This is a genomic window from Pedobacter sp. Bi27, assembly GCF_918698255.1.
Classification (GTDB): domain Bacteria; phylum Bacteroidota; class Bacteroidia; order Sphingobacteriales; family Sphingobacteriaceae; genus Pedobacter.
In genome coordinates this window covers 141016-160540 of sequence record NZ_CAKKMW010000006.1, presented here as the reverse complement: position 1 = coordinate 160540, position 19525 = coordinate 141016, and the positions used below count along the sequence as shown (strand labels likewise).

Genomic DNA, 19525 nt, shown 5'->3' with positions numbered 1-19525 from the left:
TCTTCCCGAATCTTCAGGATCGAAATGACGACACTTCGAGGAGACAAATTAGCCCTCAGATTGACATTAAAAACACTATATGAAAACATTTAAAAAAGCTTACCTCCTACTCTTTAGCTTAACCGCTTTCATCTATACAGCAAATGCGCAGTCTAAAGCCAACATCGAGGTTAATTTCGACAAGAATATAGCACCCATGAAACCCATTTGGGCCTGGTTTGGCTACGATGAGCCGAATTACACCTATATGAAAGATGGCCAGAAGTTATTGACCGAGATCTCTAAATTAAGTCCGGTTCCGGTATATGTACGTGCGCATAACTTGCTAACCTCTGGCGATGGTACCCCTGCTTTAAAATGGGGATCGACGAATGCCTATACTGAAGATGCCAAAGGTAATCCGGTTTACAACTGGAAAATTGTTGATCAGATTTTCGATACTTACGTAAAAAGAGGCATGAAACCTTTGGCTCAAATAGGCTTTATGCCTGAGGCACTTTCAACCAAACCTCAACCTTATCAACACAAATGGAAACCTGGCGCCCGATATGATGAAATTTTAACCGGCTGGGCGTATCCGCCAAAAGATTACAAAAAATGGGGCAATTTGGTTTACGAATGGGTAAAACATTGTGTAGCACGATATGGTAAGGCTGAGGTAGAAAGCTGGTATTGGGAAGTGTGGAACGAGCCTGATGGCGCTTATTGGAAAGGTACACAGGCCGAATTCTTTAAACTTTACGATTACGCTGCCGATGGACTAAAACGTGCTTTACCTACTGCGAAAATTGGAGGTGCCAACGTAACAGGTGGCGGAACGAAGTACTTGGATGCCTTTATCAAACATTGTTTAAACGATACCAATTATGTAACGGGCAAAATCGGTTCGCCTTTAGATGCTGTTCTTTTTCATGCGAAAGGCTCGCCAAGGGTGGTTAATGGAACCGTAGTGATGAATGTAAGGGCTCAACTCCGCAATATTGATGGAAATTATAAGATCATCAGTAAATATCCTCAACTTAAAAATATCCCTGTAATTATCGGCGAATCCGATCCTGAAGGCTGTGCAGCCTGTGGCATGAGCACCAATCCTGAAAATGCCTACCGAAACGGCACCATGTATTCGAGCTATACCGCAGCCTCTTTTGCCCGGCTTTATGAACTTACAGATAAATATAAAATCAACCTGTTGGGCGCTGTTACCTGGTCGTTCGAATTTGAAAACCAGCCTTGGTTTGCAGGTTTTCGCGATTTAGCCACCAACGGCGTTGATAAACCTGTTTTAAATGTATTCAGGATGTTTGGCCAGATGAAAGGGAACCGTGTTGAAGCCACAAGTAACCGTATGTACAATTTAAATTCTATTTTAGATTCGAGCATCAGAAAACCACAAACAGACATAGGTGTTTTAGCCACTAAAGCCGAGAAAACCGCTGCTGTTATGTTGTGGAATTACCACGATGAGGATAAAGCAGATTCTAAAGATGTTGTTTCCATCTTGTTGAAGAAATTGCCCGCAAAAATGGTAACCATCACAGAATATCGCATTGATACCGAAAATAGCAATTCTTATTCAGAATGGAAAAAAATGGGTTCACCCCAAAATCCAGATGCGAAACAGATTGCAGCATTAGAAAAATCCGGCCAGCTTAAAATGATTGGTAAACCCAGAAAATTTGACACCACAGGTGGTGCTTTTGAAATGGAATTAGCCAGGCAAGGAGTAGCTTTGTTGAAGTTGGATTGGTAGCATTTAGCTTTTTTTTTGCCATGGAAACACTGAAAGCAGGAAAATAAAGAAGTATTTTTCTCTTGGTCGGCGGCTCACAGACCAAAACAATCGTTTATAACGATGTAATCGTAATGCTATTTATGCACTCGTTTGGAAACGAGCGCAAGCAATAGTAAAAGTTGCCGTGGTCTGTGTCTCCACAGACCACCTAAATATATTTTTTTCGTTCTGTGAGGACACAGACCGAGGATAAAGCATACTCATTCTACTTCCGTAGGACCTATTTGTGCTTCGGAACAGTAAATTGATATTCTGTTTAAATGTCATTGAAGTCTGTCACTAAGGTTTAACGACTAATGGCGCTCCATTTACCATTACGTTCTCAATTTTAACATCCTGATACCTGTTTTTCAAAAAAGGTGTTTTTGTAGTTACTTCCAAATCTTTAAAAAGAAAACCAGATACCTTATCTTCAGGGTTCCCATCCATTTCGCCGAATTTTGTTGCTTCTACTTTAATGTTTGAGATCTTGATGTTTCTGATTGTCCCAAATGGCTTCGCCGTGCTACCTGCCAAATCGAAAAACTGTTTCCAAGGATTTAAGTCGATAATTGCGCCGCATTTTCCTGTAATGTTTTCTACCGTAATATTTTCGTAAAGCTGAAAAGTATCTCCACGCATTTTCATTTTTAAAATCGGGCAGTTATTTTCTACCTTACAGTTTCGCATGGTAATATTGCGTGCATGAATACACTCGCTTCCCATGGTTAAAGTAGCATGTGCTTCGCCAATAGTACAGTTTTCAATTAAAATATCTTCAACAGCACCATTTTCTGGCAGTTTTTGTGCATCGGGTCCTTTACCGCCTTTAATACAAATGGCATCGTCATTTACAGAGATATAACAATTCCTGATCGTTACATTTTTACAAAAATCAATGTCAATGCCATCAGTACTTGGTGCTTTTACTGGCCGAAACGGCGAACGGATATCACAATTCTCAATTAATACATGATTAGATTGGTATAGATGGGTGGTCCAGAATCCAGAATTACGCAATTTTACCCCCTTAATATTCACATTATTGCATCCCCAGATAAAAAGTAACCGTGGACGGCTAACTTCAAGGTTTGTAGATTCCCTTCCTAATTTCTTAAGCGAATCGCGATGTGCCCAAAATGTTTTCCAGAATTTAAGGCCATTTCCATCAATAGTTCCCGGACCTGAAATACTAAAACCATCTACTTTTGTCGCATTAATTAATGCCGCAAAGTATTTAAGGCTCCTCCCTTCCATACGCGACGGAATAAAAGGGTAATCTTTTATGTTATCAGATCCTTTAAGCACAGCACCTTCTTGTAACAACAGCTTAGTTTTAGGCTTGAAAAAAAGTGCCCCGCTAAGGTAAACACCTTTAGGGATTACAATCGTTCCTCCTCCTTTTTGATAGGCTTTATCGATTACAGCCTGAATAACTTTCGTGTTTAATTTAGTGCTATCTGATCTGACACCAAATTTTGTAATGATATAATCTTGAGCCATGGCATTTATACCAATGGCGGTAAACAAAGCGAGTATAAGGAGTTTTTTCATGATAAAATACATATTGCGGTGCAAAGCTTTAAGATTCCCGCCTGCGCAGGAATGACAGTGTATGATTAGTTAAAAGCTGTAATGCTTACCGGGCCGATTAAGCCTGAAGGCATTACATTCCAGGTTGATGCATCAAAATCCTTATAGTTAATATTTACGAAATTGATTTCGTGGTAATTCCGCCATTGGTTTTTTTTGATATCCATATCACGGATGCGGTTCGCCATCAGGTTAACCACTTCAATTTTAATGGTATTAGACCCTGCTTTTAAATATTTGCCAACACGGGCCTGAAAAGGGATACTCCATAAAATGCCCACTTCCTGACCATTGATCCATACACGTGCACTCTCATCTACCTGGCTCAGGTTTAACACATATTCTTTGGCTGTTTTCGAACTCAGATTAAAACTCGAGGTGTAAACACCAGTACCAGAAAAGGCCTGTAATTTAGGATCGTTTAAAGTAGTCCAGCTTACCAGTTTAGCTAACTGCTGATCTGCAGGAAGCTCCGGTCCACCTTCGGTAAAATGTAAATTCCATGGTTGGTTAAGATTGATCGTATTAACAGCTTTGTTCAGATAAACCCAAGGTGAGCTGGTTCCATTCTGACCAACCTTTAAAAACAAACTCTCTCCCGATTTAAGCTGTACACGAACCTTTTTATTGCGTACTGCCGCCAAACCCACATTCGAACTTTGTGGATCCATGATTAAAACCTGTCCTTCTTCATTTAAGAAAAGCTCGGTATCAATATCTTTAGCAGTATGGTTAACCAGATAATAATATTTGCCAGTTGTTGTTTTCCTTCTGATAAATTTTAGCCCGTTATCGGTTAAAGTTTCTCTATTAACGCCGATTGCATTTAATGCTTTTTGCACATCGTTAGCCAATAAAATCACTCCTGCCCCAACCTTAAACTGTTTAATACCATCTGCGCCATCTGTAAAAATCAATTTAGCCAAGGTTGCTTTTAGCTGTGCACGCCTTGCTTCCAGATTATTTAATCCTGGAACATCTTTAGGCAATGCCTGAAAAATGACTTTCGCTCCGTTACTGGCCAGTTTGATCATCTGATCCAGCGTTTCCGGGCTCATCATTTCGCATTGCGGAACAATCAACACCTGGTATGGCGCAGCAGTCGCGTTGGTACTGATTAATGTTTGGTTAACCGTTGACTGCTTTAATAATCGATCGGAAGCAAAATCAAAAGAATAACCCGATTTAGAAAGTTCTTTTGATAGTTTATAAAAGGCTGTTGGGTGCAGCCATTCATCAACATCATGTACTTTTAAGGCCATATCTAAACCTTTCGCCTTGTTCCATACATCATAAACTGGCCAATAGATTAAAAGTTCGTTGTCTGGCTTTCCTGATTGAAGAATAGACTGACAACGGGCAATATAATTGTTTAATCCTTGTGCCTGTGGCCACAAACTATTGTTCGGATTCATTTCTACCGAGGCATAAAACAGCCATCCCGGCCAGGAAACATTTGCTGGCGAATTGGTGGTTCCATGATAAAAAATATGGTTGATTCCTGCCAGGAACAATTGCTCTGCTTCTGGTTTACATTGCGAAAATGAAGTTTTAAAATGCTCGGTTAGCCAGGTAAACGTTTCGGAAGACGCCAGTTTTTTGCCACCTGTGTGTGCTGCAGATGATGCAAATTTGCTCATTATCGGATCGGGATCTACGTTGCGGATATCTCCAGCCTCACGCCTAAGGCCTGGAATCGGGAAGTAACTTGAACCAAAGGTTTCCGTTTCAGGAATATCAACTGCTCCATAAAGATCGAGCAGATTGCCTGGCGAACCATGCGACTGATTTTTGGTCACCGATTTAAGCTGATGCGCCCAATTGGTCCAGTTTTGCGTAAAATTATGGAGCAAAAGTTCACTCATGGTTTCGCGATAATCAGATTTTAAACGGGCAATATTTGCATTCGTAGAATCTTTACCGGTTAATTCTTTAATGTGAGTGGACAGATCGTAGCCCCTGTTTTTCTTAAATTCCTGAAAGAAAGTTGGCGTCCATGTTGCACCATAAACTTCATAACTATCGTTAAAAAACGACCGGATACCTTGTGGTTTGCTTCCAAAAGCATCCGAAAATCTTTTCAGGTAAACATCCACTGCATTTTTATCGAGGTGATCTAAAGTAAAACCTTCCCCACCAGGTGCTGCACGTTTAACCATTTGTCTGGTTTTACCTGCAAAAGCAGCATAAATATCCCAACTCCCACTATCAGGCGACCAATTTAAAGTTCCATCAGCCTCAACTTTAGAAAGCAGATTGAGCACCTCACCATTGTTGCCGTAAGCGGTTAAAGCCTGTAACTGCGCGAAATCCTGTTTCGCTTCTTTAACTTTAATGGTTTCGGTTAACTTCTCCCCCGCCTTGAGTTTATATTGTTGGGTAATCAGTTTTGTAGCGGCGTTTTCGGGCTTAATCTGCGGACCACCAAATGGCCAGCCCGTACCAGTGTTCATATCAACACCCAAGCCCAAAGTATTGGCTTTATTAACCGTATGGTGCAATATATTCACCCACTCCGGCGATAAAAACTGTAAATATTGCTTTTCAAAACCCTTTGCGCCATAAATTGGTGTAATTTCTACACCACCAAGGCCAGCATCTGCATATTTCTTTAAAACCAGGTTCAAATTCTGTTCGTCTACAGCATTTCCCATCCACCACCAGCGGGTCCAGGGTTTCATCTGCTTTTCGATGACAGGCCAACTGCTGGTATTTTTAACAGGCTTTTGTGCTTTAGTCAAACTAAAAATTAATGTGCTTAACAGCAGAACAGAACAGAATCGTTGTAATTGCATATTTTTAATCTAAATGGAATACCATTTCTAAAGGAAATGTTTTTGGAGAATTATCGGCGTTGGTTTCCATAATATCGGCCATGTATGCCCACCATTTTTGCACAATCTGGGTACTGCCTAAATCTTGCGAGGAGCTTCCATTTTGTTGCTGCACGGCAAAAAGTGTATTGGTTTCTTCATCTAAAAAGATAGAATAATCGCTGATCCCATTTTCCTTTAACAAAGTAGATAACGCTGGCCAGATCTCATCATGGCGTTTTTTATATTCTGTTTCAAAACCTGGTTTAAGTTTCATTTTGAATGCAATTTTCATGTTTTCAATTTTATTTTTTTAAGGATTTTATCAAGTTAAAACCCGTTTTATTTCTTCCATCTGCCATGGTTCGTGTCCTCACGAACCATTTATTAATTAAATTGTTCAGTTTAAAAGGTCGTCATTCCCGCGCAGGCGGGAACCACGAAGTGCTCAGCGAAGCTAATCTTAATGCAACCTACAAGCCCCGCAGCCCATAAGAGATTCTTCACTGCGTCAGAATGACAAATCTCCGTGGTCCATGTCCCCACGGACCATTTGCTAATTAAATCGTTGTCAGTCTGAGCGTAGTCGAAGACCTATGCATTAAATAATTGAAAAGATTGTCCTTCGACTACGCTCAGGATGACATCTTTTCAATTATTCCTCCACGCCCCCCATTAATTCACTACAAAGCTCAAATCAGCACTGTTATCTCCGGCTGATTTAATCCAAAGCATCTTATTTTTTATATCATAAAACCAGCCATCAGTTTTATCCAATTGATCTGGTGTTTTTAAAACTTTCAATTTAGCACCATTTTCTGAAACACCATTAGGACCTGCCTTTCCTGTCCAATGTATTTTAGCCAGGTATTTATGTTTAGTTGGCTTAAAACTACCTGTTGGTTTAGCCACTTTCAGCGTTAAATCCGATGCTGTTAATGAAGAAGTGATCTTGGTTAAAGCAAAGTTCCCTGTTTTGTATGCAGCGCTTAAATTATCGTCTTCGTACATATCATATTTAGAAGTTCCATAAGGAAAAACATCCAGGGTAATCACATCAACCGGTTTTTCGCCACTGTAGGCCATTTCTGGCTGCATCGGAATAATGCTTCCCGCCTTTACAAACAAAGGAATGGTATCTAAAGGTGCTACCACATGGTGATAACTTTTGCCTTCATATTTTTCGTTCGTCCAATAGTTAAACCAGATACCTTCAGGTAAATAAACCGAACGGGTAATGGCACCTTTGGTGGTTACCGGGGCAACCATTAAATTGTCGCCAAACATATACTGATCGCCAATTTCGTACACATTTTCATCATCCTGATGGTTGAGTACCAAAGCCCTCATCATGGGCAAACCCGTTTCGTATTGCTGATGCATACTGGTGTACATATAAGGAAATAAACGGTAACGCAACAGATCGTATTTTTTGAAATTACGCAAAGCGTCTTCGCCATATTTCCAGGGTTCTTTATAACCGGGATGATCCATCCCAAAAACAAGTGCAATCGGACTGAACATCCCAAATTGCACCCAACGGATATACAGCTCCGGATCGGCCTGATGTTCGAAACCGCCCATACAATGCGCCCATGAACCTACGCCCGAAAGACCAACATTTAATCCAGCTTTAATTACCGGAGCAAAGTATTGCCATTCGCTAGGCCAATCGCCTGCAAAAATATATGGATAACGCTGAATGCCCGAATAACCTTCCCGGGTTTGATTTAATCCCCTAAAACCATTAAACTTTTCAAACTCCAAAAACGGTGCTTTGGCATAAGCTATAGGAAAAAGATTGTGCAAACGTTCTGCATCTTTCCCTGTTGGACCAACCTTCTCACTTTCGTTGGCTAAAGATCCAAACGCACTACCTTCATCCGTTTTTAAGAATTTAGCGCCTAATTTTGCTACCCGCATTACACCATTGTCCCACCACCATTGCGTGGCCTTTTCATCAAAAAAGTTTACAAATTCGCCGGGTTTACCATTTTCTGGATAAGTATAACCCTGCGCTCTGGCCTGATCTAACAGGTTTAACTTTTTGGCATTATCAAACCGTGGACGAAGGTGCAATCCAACCATTTTATAGTTCATGGCGTAAATGCTATCGAACATCGATTTTGGATCTTTAAAGGTTTCTCTCCATTCGAAAGAAGTGGCACCTTTACCACCATTTTCACCAAATAAACGCCAGGTAGAATCTAACCAAAGCAGATCAACTGGAATGCCTAACGACCGGTATTTTTTTGCCAGCTCAACCACATAATGATCGGAAGTTTTTGCCTCATAACCCCATGTACCTCCACTATAGGTACCTGCATGTAAGCCTAAAGCAAACTGTGGCAACATCGGCGATTTGCCTGTAATCCTGGTATAATGATCTAAAATAGCCGGAAAAGTTGGCCCATACATGAAATAGTAATCCAATTCGCCATCAGCAGCTTTAAAACTGTACTGATCTTTTTTAGAAGCGCCCATATCCCATTCGGTAGCAAAAGAATTATGCAGGAAAATGCCATAACCTTTTGTACTCATGAAAAACGGAACCGGACAATAGTTGGCTTCCAATATATTATAAGCACCAATGGCATGCGGCAAACCTTTACCACGCCCAACATTTAAAGTTACTTTTTTAAAGCGGCGATCCATAAAATCCATGCGCTCGCCAAACCCGAAGAAATGTTCATCGGCCTGCAGTTTTTTGGTTACCCCAACCTGCGTATTTTCTTTATTTACTGATCCATTGACTTCACTGCTCAGCAATTTACCTTTGACGTCAAAAACATCAATTCTGAAAGGGGTTTTATATAATTTAACCACCAATTTTGAAGTGGCAAGCAAGAAATGATCTTTTTTATCCGAAACTTTAACCGCTACATTGGCCCAGTTGTAGTTAATCACCATCAGGTTTTCCTTGGCTTCGAATTTCCCATTCCAGCTGGTTCTGATCCTGAAAATTTCTGATGTACAGAACTCCAATTTCACTTCTCCCCTTGTGGTTAAAAATGAAATGGTATTGCCCGTTTTCTTAAAACCAGATTTATAATCGCCAATATTTTGTGCCCTGGCGATGGCAAGCATAAAAATTAAGGATAGGGCAAAAGCCAAAAGTTTCTTCATCATATTTATTGTATTTCCAACTGGTTAATTACCAAGCCCGGATCCAGCATATAAATTTTCACAGTCGATTTACCTGTTTTATTAATCTCGTGTTTGGTTGTGCCCGAAGCGTAACCCTGTAATACATTCTGTTTCCAGATATTATTTTCTGAAGCGGGAGAAATATTAATGATCTGCGGCTTGTCGTTGTTTACCGAAATGGCATAACGCACTTTAATGCCATTATTAACGCCCTGGGTAGGCAAACACTTCACTTCGATCTGGTGTTCGCCCTGTGTTTTAAAATCAACTTCGTAAATAGTGAAGGCAGCATTTTGAAGCGATGTTTCCCCGAATGGCTTAAAAGTAAAAGGGTAAAGAGAAATACCATCGCCACCTAAACCAAGTCCTTTTAGGGTTTGTAAAGATAAACCCTTCGGCACTGATTTCTCGGCATATTTAGCCGCACTTACAATAATTTTATCTTCAGATTTCTCGGTAATGTCTGATGATTTCGCCGTTACAGCATCGGCCACTTTTGGCATTTTAAAAACAGCTAAATCACGTGGCTTCCAGCTCATCATTCCGTTCCACTTGCCGCCTGCAATTTCTTCATTGTATTTTTTGGTAATCAACTGAATCTGATCAAAAGCAGCTGTTGATTTTTTAGAATAAGTTAAAGCCGATTGATCGCCGTTAGCGGCTAAGACCAGACTTTTCTTTGCATATAAAATCTTCTGGTTCATCAGCAAGGCACCTTCAACAGGGTACAGGATTAATTCAAAAAAGGCATCTTTTAAACGTGCTGGCATCTGATTATTTAAACTTTTGGCCTGATCATAAATCTTTTGATATGCAGCCAAACGTTCTTCAGCCTGGGCATCAGTAAAATTAACACTGGCCATATGCTCAGGCTTAGCAGCCTGTGCCAAGCGGTAATAAACAGCTTTTATTTCGGCAATAGGTTTTGCAAATTCAGCTCCGAAAGTCTCAGCAGCCCAACTTTCGGCATATTTATTCGCATTTTCGGGTTTCCACTGGTTTACATTCCAGGCCAAATCCATGGCAAACTGCGTTTCCATTTCGGCAGGCTTAATATCACCCACATTGATAACCCAAAGTCGGTCGGCTTTATACTGGTAAGCTTTGCTTAACTCATACGAAATTAACGATGGAGAAATTGAAGAAAGCCACAAATAATCTTGTGGAGCACCCCAATAAGAGATATGGTAGTACACCCCGCTTCCACCCGAGCGTTTTTGCTCTTCAGGGTTAGAAAGCTGACGGATATAACCGTGGTTATCGTCGGCCCAAACAATGGTCACATCATCAGGTAGTTTTAAACCAGCCTGGTATAAAGATAATACTTCCTTGTAGGGGCAAAAAATCTGTGGGATAGAACTTACGGGTTTAGTAATATTCTTGCTGAGAATGGTACGTTGATCTGCAATTACCTCGCCCAATAATTTCACTTTTTCATTTTTATCTTTCGGTCCGGGCATGCTACCATCGTGAATACCACGCATCCCTACAGTATAAATTGATTCGTAATTTTTTGCTTGTTTTACACGGTCGGTCCAATAGTTTGCAATTTCATTTTTATTCAGATCGTAGCGCCATTCGCCTGGTTTTTTACCATATTCATGCTCGAAATTCTCAGCCCATTCGAAAACATTGTTCCGTAGCATGGGCTCACAATGACTTGAACCTAAAATAATGGCATATTTATCCGCCATTACGGGATTATTGCCATAATGATAAAACGCTTTGGTTGAAGGATGCATGCCTGGCCAGATGTAGTTAGCTTTTAGCCTAAGTAGCAGCTCGAATATTTTAGTATAAGTTTTTGGGCCGATATCTTTCACATCAGTATCCATCATTTTAGCAGCCCAGGGCTGGATGCCCCAATCTTCATCATTAATAAAAATACCGCGGTATTTAACCGATGGCGATTCTACCAAAGGCTGACCAGCTTTTACATATAACGATTTTTTTGTTGCAGGTTTCACATCAGCCCACCAACATAGGGGAGATACACCGAGCATCCTAGACAACTGAAAAACGCCATAAGCAGTCCCACGCCTATCGCTGCCAGCAATTACTAATGCCCTTTTTACGCCTTTTAACGGATTTTCGATTACTGAAACAGAAAAAGTTTCCCATTTACCTGATAAAGCAGTGCGGTTGATTTTCCCAGCTTTGATTAACTGATCGATATAAAACGACTGTCCTATCGTACCAATAATAATGGGATGAGCACTTAAAACGGGATTATTTTTCAAAACCTGACTTGTTGTTCCCGTTAACAAGTGAATATCACCCTTAAAAGCCTCAGCAGCGATTCCAACAACTTCAGCATCTTTTTCATCGATATAAATTGAGGCTGCTTTTCCTCCATCCACAATCGGGAAAGATGAAACACTGTTAATTTCAGAAACAGCGAGGCCCGCCCCTTGCGCCATATTTTGTTTGGGCAGCAGGAATAACAACATCACTACCGATAAGCCAGCTAGATTTCTGAAATTCATTTTAATTACTTTTTAAGCTTGTATACCTCTGTTCCGGCCAATAAGAAACAACCCAAACCATAATCTTCAAAATCGGGAACGCTGGTATAACTTACCGGCTGTCCGTCTTTCGGCTCTTTCCCAGTTCCTTGCATATAACCAATAAAACCGTTTTTTTGAACCGCATCTTTCGCCATGGCGTTCCAGGCTTTGGTGATGATAGGCAGGTAAGTAGCCTTATCTAAAACACCTTGATTTACGCCCCAGGCCATGCCATATACAAACAAAGCAGTGCCCGAAGTTTCTTTACCACCAAAATGTGTCGCATCATGCAAACTTACGTTCCAGAAACCATCAGCACGTTGAATGGGCACCAAGGCTTTGATCATCTCGTGATAGGTTTTTAAATATTCATTGCGGTGAGCTTCATTTTCAGGGATAATTTCCAATACGCGCACCAATGCGGCTACCACCCATCCGTTTCCTCTAGACCAATAACAATCTTCGCCATTAGGTTCTTTATAAGGGGGCACAAAATCTTTATCGCGCCACCAAAGACCATCTTTGACATTGTACAAACCTCCACCCTCAGTATTTTTGGAATGCATATACATTTTGTACATGTAATTGTAGTAGGTGGTATCGTTGTATAATTTACCCAGTCTGGCAAAAACAGGCATTCCCATTTGGATCGCATCAATCCAGGTCCAATCGTTTACCTTGCCCGATTTGATTACCAGATCAATAGAAGCTTTAATGTCTTTAATGCGTTCGGGTTGTTTATCAATAAGGTAAAGATCGATATAAGTCTGCCCACAGGCCTGGTCGTCAGCATTTTTTGTAGTAATACCATTTCTTAAACCCCAATTGTGTTTTTGGCCCCATTGAACGGCATAATCGTAATATTCTTTTTCATGATGGATTTTATAAAGATTCATCAATCCTTCGTAATACACTGCCCTTGTCCAGATATTGCTTGGCCGCTCCCTATTGGTTATGATTGATTTCCCTGCATCAGGCCACTTATTCATAAAATAAGCATTAGTTGATTTTAATACTTTTAAAACCTCTTTTTTATTAGGGATTTTCTGTGCCAAAACTAGTTGGAGAGATATACTGAATATTATTGCAGCGCTGAATATAAATTTCTTCATGTTGGTATTTCGCTTATCTTAATTGGTTTTTGGTTTTACTTTTAACTCATCCGGACTATCTTTCGTAAAGGTATCGAACTGAATTTTCGATGGACTTTCGAAGATATCTTTTACGGTATTAAAAGCCACTTCGTATTTTGGATTAAACTGGGCAGACATCATATACTGCTGTAAACTGAAATAAAGTTGTTGTGCAGCAGGAGCCTCTTTTAAATCAGGTGAGAGGTTGGCACTCGAAACCACTAATTTCCCCTTTCCTATCTTTGCTTCGAAAACCAGCGCCAAACGGCGATTCAAAAACCAGGTATCAATTGGTTGAATAATTGGCTTAAATCCTGAAGGAAAATCTTCGAGATTCATTACCTGCGATTTGTTTACAATTTCCCACCACTGCATATCGCTGTGGAAATCGGTCGGGAAATTGTTAAAAGCGGCGTTTTTTGGATCACATAAAATACCTAAAGTATGTGGCGGGCGCATTTTAAACCACGAAGTATTCCAAAAAACAGGCAGAAAAGTTTGCACCACTTCTTTCCCTTTCACCACTTTGCCTGCTGCATTGAGAAAAACATTGCCTCCTTCGGCCAAAACGGCCTGTGCTTTGTCGTCTAAACTGGTACAGTAGTATACATTGCTTTTAATCTGTGGCAATTGCGCAGGGTAAACCCAAAAACTCCAATCGTTGGCAAATTCAGTTCCATCAATGGTAACCTCCAGTTTGAGTTTTGTTGCTTTTGTAATATTATTTAGGGGAAATTTAATTTCTCCAATCGCAATACAGTTGGTAACAGCTAAAGTTTTAGGATTGAAAATACCTTTTGCCACATTTGTGCCGCTTTCATCTTTGAGTGTCCAGGAGAGTTTTGCATTTTCAATAGGCGCCTTTCCGAAATGTGCTACTTCTACCGCAGCTGTTAAGGTTTCATTATTGGTAAAAACAAACTTTGAAACTTTTAGCAAAGGCACTGTGCTATTAGAAAAACGTTTGAATTCTTTAGCGCTAATATAACCTTTTTCATCCCAAAAGGCATCCAATACGCCTACAAGTGCTGTTCCCTGTCCCGGATAATCATTTAGCGACAATAACTGATAGCCATTGTAATTCGGCGTGCGCAATGCTTTTTCGATTTCATTTTTATAACAAAGGGCTTGTAATTTACCCGAAGCCATTAAAAAGTCATGTCCCTGATCGCCCATATCGTGGTCTTTAAGATCTTCCTGAAACATCTCAAAGTTTTTCGCACGATAAACACCAGTATATTTTTTTATTTCATCGAAATTGGGGAAAGCACAATACTGGCCCATTTCGTGTGCTACAAAAGGCACGGTAAACTGTTCGATCTGTTTGGCATAGGTAGAAATACTTTCTGGTTTTCTGCCCCAATCTAAGCCCCTGGCACCCGCACGTACCATAAATTCGTTATTCGGAATAACTGGCCAGCTACCACCCACTGATGCTCCGGTATATAATCTTCTGGAATCTTTAGCTTTCCAATAATTATTGAATTTGGTAAGGTACTCCACTTGTTTGCCACGTGGTTCATTTCCATAGGCCATCATGCAAAAAGAGGCATAATTGCCATAGTTTTTGGTCATGCGGTTGGTTTCGTCGTAGATAAACTGATCAATCGGTTTTCCATCTCCGATAGATGAACCATGATTGGCCCAGCTTGGTCCTTCTGGCTGAAGATAAAAGCCGATTTGATCTGCAGCAATAAAAGCAGCTTCTGGTGGGCAAAACGAATGGAAACGCATGTGGTTTAACCCGTGAGCCTTTGAAATTTTAAAAATACGTACCCATGCGGCAACGTCCATTGATGGATAACCGGTTAACGGAAATTCGCAATTGTTAACCGTTCCACGTAAAAAAACCGGGCGGCCGTTAATTTCAAAAGTTCTGCCTACGGCTTTAAACTCACGCATGCCAAATTGCACCTTTTTCTCGTCTTTTTTGCCATCTTTCGATAGTAAAGTAGCTGTTAAACGGTATAATGCCGGATCGAACTCATCCCAGGTGGCTATTTTATCGCCCATTGGCAAATTGATTTCCAGAGCACCGTCACCATTAGTAATTTGATAAGCTGCTGTTACAGGCTTAACCTGAAGTGAATTTTTGGTATTGAAAGTTGTAGCAGCAAGCGTAATTTTCCCGGTAGAGGATTGCTTAGCATTAGCTTTAAGCTGGATTTTAATCTTCGCAGATTTGTTCTTTAAATCGGAATAAACCTGAATATCTTCAAAATAAACAGGCGAACCGGCAATTACCTCCATTTTTCCAACTACGCCATTCCAGTTCCCTTGAGTGTGATCGGTTAAACTATGTGAATCCTGCCCCACATTTATCGCTTTGATGCGGTTATCGATCAATAAAGTGATGGTATGTTTTCCCGCTTTTAAATTTGCCGGGAGTTCGAAATTTTGCGCAACCACAAAGGTATACTGCGTTCCGATTTCGATATCATCTATCCAAACCCTTGTTTCTGAATGGGGATATTCTAAAGATAACACCAGTCTTTTTCCCTTCCAATTGGCAGGAATTTCGATATCTTTTTGATACCATGCTGCGCCCGTATAATGTTTGGCTGGCGTTAACCAGAAAGGTATTTTTATATTACCTGGTTTACGGTATTTTTCTAAACGGGGATGAAAAAAGTATGAGCTATCATAAATACTTCCGGTCCATTTTGTTTTGAGGGTAATGTCATCGCCCTTTAAGTTTTCGGCCATTGAGCCTGGCAGATTAACGGATTCGGGAAGAACGGTTGAATACCATTTTCCTTTTACACCTTCATCTTTAGCATCAATTTTGAAACGCCATTTGCCAGCAAGCGAAATGCTCTGGGCATGCATCTGCGTGATGCTTAAGAATATAAAAGCAATGCCCAATATTACTTTGAAAACTCGGTTAATCTGTATCTGCATAAAATTGAACGGTTTATCACCGCCGGTATTTGGTTAGGCGGTTAAAATAACACAATATTGGCAGGAAAGCATCCTGTAGTATCCTGCCCGATGGCTTATTTCAGGTAGCTATTCAGTTTATTGTTTTTTAATTTCTTTAGGCCTTCTACAACAGCGGCAGCATTTAATTTCGCTCCTGCTTCGTTAGTGTGTGTATGATCTTTCTCGGTAAAAAATGCTTTTACCGCAGTCGCGCTTAAAGCAGCATATTTATCTTTAATAATCTGATTCAATGGAATGAAATCGACTTTTTCGGCTTTTGCCACCTCTTCGGCCCAACCTGCGTAACTATCGTTGGCTAAAATTACGGCATTATCTTTAACCGGATTGCGTGGAATCGGTGAACATACAATCGCTGTTGCGCCTTTAGCTTTAATATCGCTGATAAATTTGCGCAGGTACCAACCGTAGGTATACACCACTTCCTGCTTTTTCCTGATCGGGTTGTAAATTTCCTTGCTTTCCGTTCCGATGCCCTTTATGGTACCACGGGCACGGGCGGTATCGTCTAATGGGCTGCTATCGTTATGGCCAAACTGCATCATCACAAAATCGCCTTTCTTCACCTTAGCCAAAACCGCATCCCACAAACCATTGGTTTGAAAAGTACGGCTGCTGGTACCGCCAAGTGCATTGTTTTCGACATTGATTTTTTCGTTATTAAACAAATCTCCGATAAAACTTCCCCAGCCCCATAAAGCGCCATCACCTTTGCCTTTTCCGTTTTTAACAGTCGAATCGCCAATGAGGAATAGAGTGGGTTTTGACTGCTGTTTTAAGATAATGCAGGAAGAAAAAACAATAAAAGCAGTTAAGAGAATGAGGGGTAGGTATTTTGTTGATTTCATGATTATTGCCCTTCGGGGTTGATTATACGGATTAATTTATTGCAGCCTTCGGGATGATTACACCGATTGTGGGATTACACAGATTTATATTGCCTTTGGTCTTTTAGCTTTAGTCTTTCTCCTTTATTAAAGCAGATACTTTTTCAAATTACAATCTTTTAATTCCCTGATTCCTTCCACAACAGATGCGGCGTTAACTTTTGCGCCTTCTAAATTGGTATGGGTATGGTCACCTGGGAAATAGAATTTTACTTTATCTGGACCGAGCATATCATATTTATCAGCCGTTATTTTATTCAGGTCTACAAAATACGCATTTTCTTCTTTGGCTACATCAGCTGCCCATTTCCCGAAATCGTTATTGGCACGTACTACTTTACCATTTTTAAAAACATTTCTGGGGATCATGGAAAGCACAATTGGTGTGGCGCCTTTTGCCTTGGTTTCACGCACAAATTTGCGGATATACCAGCCATAGGTATGTACAGTTTCTACCTTTCCATCTGGCCAGGTTAATACTTTAGTTTCTTCGCCAGTTCCTTTTAACACACCTCTTCTACCTGCTTTTGTAGTATCAGGAACACTTCCATCATTGTGACCGAATTGCATGGTAACGAAATCACCCGGTTTTAATGTCTCCAGAACTTTATCCCACCTGCCCTCCGACAAAAACGTACGGGTACTTCTTCCGGCCATTGCATTGTTTTCTACATGGATTTTTGTGGTATCAAATAAAGAAGCAATCGGTGTTCCCCAGCCCCAGGTTTCTTTGTTCGAGTTGCGGACTGTAGAATCGCCAATGGTATGTAATGCGGGTTTATGCTGAGCGATAAAGGCAAAAGAAGAAATGACGATGATCATTCCCGCCAGGATAAAGCTATATTTTTTCATTCTTGTTCTGTTAAAATTTATTTATGGTGCACATGATTATTTTTTGGATTCAATAAGTACAATGTTAGGTTTTGGTGCTTTCTTCATTCCGAAACCGAAATAAAAACCTGTATGTGGTGGCTGGTTATAACCATCATTTTGCCAGGCAATGCTTAAGCGGTACTGCGGGTCGTGCATTAAGGTAAAGTTGCGGTATTCAGTCGGGATAGTTGTGGTGTAAATTCTAAGGCTTTGGTTATCATAAGACCTTAAAATCAATTCTTCACGCCAATCGCCAAAAATATCAGCACTTAAAGCAGGGGTAGATTTAGTTCCGTTATTAGAAACAGATCCATCTGCCGTAAAAAGCCGTCCTCCGTTGTATTTATCGATGTGGTTACCATCTAAAAGCTCCCTTGATAAATCACCATCCCAATAAATTAAAAAATTGGTTGATCGGGGCTGATTACCGATCCGATTGCCCTTGATATCAAATAATCCATTGGATCCCGACCACCACATTTGTGCACCAAAACGCGTATTATCGATATTATCGGCCACACCTCTGCCCACATCTTCATCTTGCGATCCTTCCCATAATATTTTGCCTGTTTTGGCATCATAAACCGCAACTCCTGGGCCTTTTGTACCTTCTTCTATTTCGTGTACACCAAAAACTTCCAAACCTGGGTGTTCCGGATCAAGGTCTGAAACATGAATGGCATCACCATGCCTTAAGCCCGTAGTGTACAATCCCTTTCCATTATCATCTACACACATCGAACCGTAAATAATTTCATCTTTTCCATCGCCATTTACATCTGCAACCGTAAGATTGTGATTTCCTTGTCCTGAAAATGGATTTTTAGCATCTTTAGTATCAAATACCCATCTTGAAGTTAGTTTGCCATTACGCCAGTCCCAGGCCGCCAAAACCGTTCGGCCGTAATAACCCCTGCACATCACTACACTTGGGTGGATACCATCTAAATAGGCCACGCAGGCATTAAACCGATCTACACGGTTACCCGTATTATCGTTTTTTCCGTTCCCACCTCTACCACCCCAGGCACCAATATTGCCACGGGCAGGAATATAATCTGTTGTGGCTAATGCCTGTCCCGTTTTACCGCTAAATACCGTTAAAAATTCAGGGCCATCCAATATTTTACCGTTGGGATTGCGCCAATCTTTAGTCGCATCGCCAATTACTTTTCCTTTGCCATCTACCGTTCCATCGGCAGTTTTACATACCATTTCGGCAATACCATCACCATCCAGATCGTACACCATAAATTGGGTATAATGAGCGCCTTCGCGGATGTTTTTCCCTAAATTAATCTCCCACAAAAAAGTTCCATCTAATTTATAGGCTTGAAAAATCGGCGGATCGGTAATACCGTTTGATGAATTATCCCTGCTCCGGCCAGTTTGGTGCAACACAATTTCATATTCACCATCTCCATCTAAATCGCCTACCGAAGCATCGTTAGGCGAATAACCAGCTGGTGTTTTCAAAGAAATAGTTAAATATTGCTGAATAGGTGGCTTGGCTGGCAACGTAAAAGATTTACTGGCTTCCAATTCACTGCCTTTTAAAATGGGTTTTACGAAATAGCTGTTCGGAAGATCGAATTTAACCCCTGCATCTACAAAATTGGTGTTCTTGGTAATCGGATCGTGGTTGAGTTTTATGGCTTCATTATTTCCGCTTTTGCGGTATAGGTTAAAAGCAATGTCATCGGCATCGGTACCCAACATTCGCCAGCCTACATAAACAGAATCGCTATTCTGCCGTACGGCAATTACACCACGTCCCAATTTTTCCATTTGGCGCTGAGCGAAAAGCTGTGTAGCAAAGAATAAACTGAAACTGAAGATTATAATGGTTTTGATCATAATA

Annotated in this window: 11 protein-coding genes; 1 reads left to right on the top strand and 10 read right to left on the bottom strand. The window is 40.6% G+C overall.

Going from position 1 to position 19525, the window contains the following annotated elements:
• Positions 1-79: 79 nt before the first annotated feature.
• Entirely contained in the window at positions 80-1750 is a 1671-nt protein-coding gene (locus tag LQ227_RS19840; protein ID WP_230144927.1) for a beta-xylosidase, read from the top strand.
• 321 nt (positions 1751-2071) lie between these two features.
• On the opposite strand, the gene LQ227_RS19835 is transcribed toward LQ227_RS19840, so the two are convergent.
• The 10 genes from LQ227_RS19835 to LQ227_RS19790 form a co-directional block, all read right to left on the bottom strand.
• Entirely contained in the window at positions 2072-3325 is a 1254-nt protein-coding gene (locus LQ227_RS19835) for a glycoside hydrolase family 28 protein (RefSeq protein ID WP_230144926.1), read from the bottom strand.
• A 65-nt stretch (positions 3326-3390) separates the two neighbouring features.
• Positions 3391-6159 carry a glycosyl hydrolase gene (locus LQ227_RS19830; protein WP_230144925.1) on the bottom strand — a complete coding sequence of 923 codons (2769 nt, stop codon included), beginning with the start codon at positions 6157-6159 and terminating at the stop codon, positions 3391-3393.
• A 4-nt stretch (positions 6160-6163) separates the two neighbouring features.
• Complete coding sequence (rhaM, locus tag LQ227_RS19825) at positions 6164-6472, bottom strand: L-rhamnose mutarotase (RefSeq protein WP_230144924.1); 309 nt, start codon at positions 6470-6472, stop codon at positions 6164-6166.
• 380 nt (positions 6473-6852) lie between these two features.
• Positions 6853-9306, bottom strand: a complete 2454-nt coding sequence (locus LQ227_RS19820; RefSeq protein ID WP_230144923.1) for a glycoside hydrolase family 31 protein — start codon at positions 9304-9306, stop codon at positions 6853-6855.
• Between the two features lie 2 nt (positions 9307-9308).
• The gene (locus LQ227_RS19815) at positions 9309-11810 is read right to left on the bottom strand and encodes a glycosyl hydrolase 115 family protein (RefSeq protein WP_230150686.1); all 2502 of its coding nucleotides are present in this window, start codon (positions 11808-11810) and stop codon (positions 9309-9311) included.
• Positions 11811-11815: 5 nt separating this feature from the next.
• Positions 11816-12943: a glycoside hydrolase family 88 protein gene (locus LQ227_RS19810; protein WP_230150684.1), complete on the bottom strand. Its 1128-nt coding sequence runs from the start codon at positions 12941-12943 to the stop codon at positions 11816-11818.
• An 18-nt stretch (positions 12944-12961) separates the two neighbouring features.
• On the bottom strand, positions 12962-15865 hold the full coding sequence (locus LQ227_RS19805; protein ID WP_230150682.1) for a sugar-binding domain-containing protein: 2904 nt from the start codon (positions 15863-15865) through the stop codon (positions 12962-12964).
• Positions 15866-15960: 95 nt separating this feature from the next.
• Positions 15961-16752 (bottom strand): rhamnogalacturonan acetylesterase, encoded by a 792-nt coding sequence (locus LQ227_RS19800; protein ID WP_230150680.1) that lies wholly within the window; start codon positions 16750-16752, stop codon positions 15961-15963.
• Between the two features lie 126 nt (positions 16753-16878).
• Positions 16879-17643 (bottom strand): rhamnogalacturonan acetylesterase, encoded by a 765-nt coding sequence (locus tag LQ227_RS19795; protein ID WP_230150678.1) that lies wholly within the window; start codon positions 17641-17643, stop codon positions 16879-16881.
• A gap of 36 nt (positions 17644-17679) precedes the next feature.
• A complete protein-coding gene (locus tag LQ227_RS19790; RefSeq protein ID WP_230150676.1) occupies positions 17680-19521 on the bottom strand; it encodes a rhamnogalacturonan lyase in 1842 nt (613 codons plus the stop codon).
• Between the last annotated feature and the right edge of the window lie 4 nt (positions 19522-19525).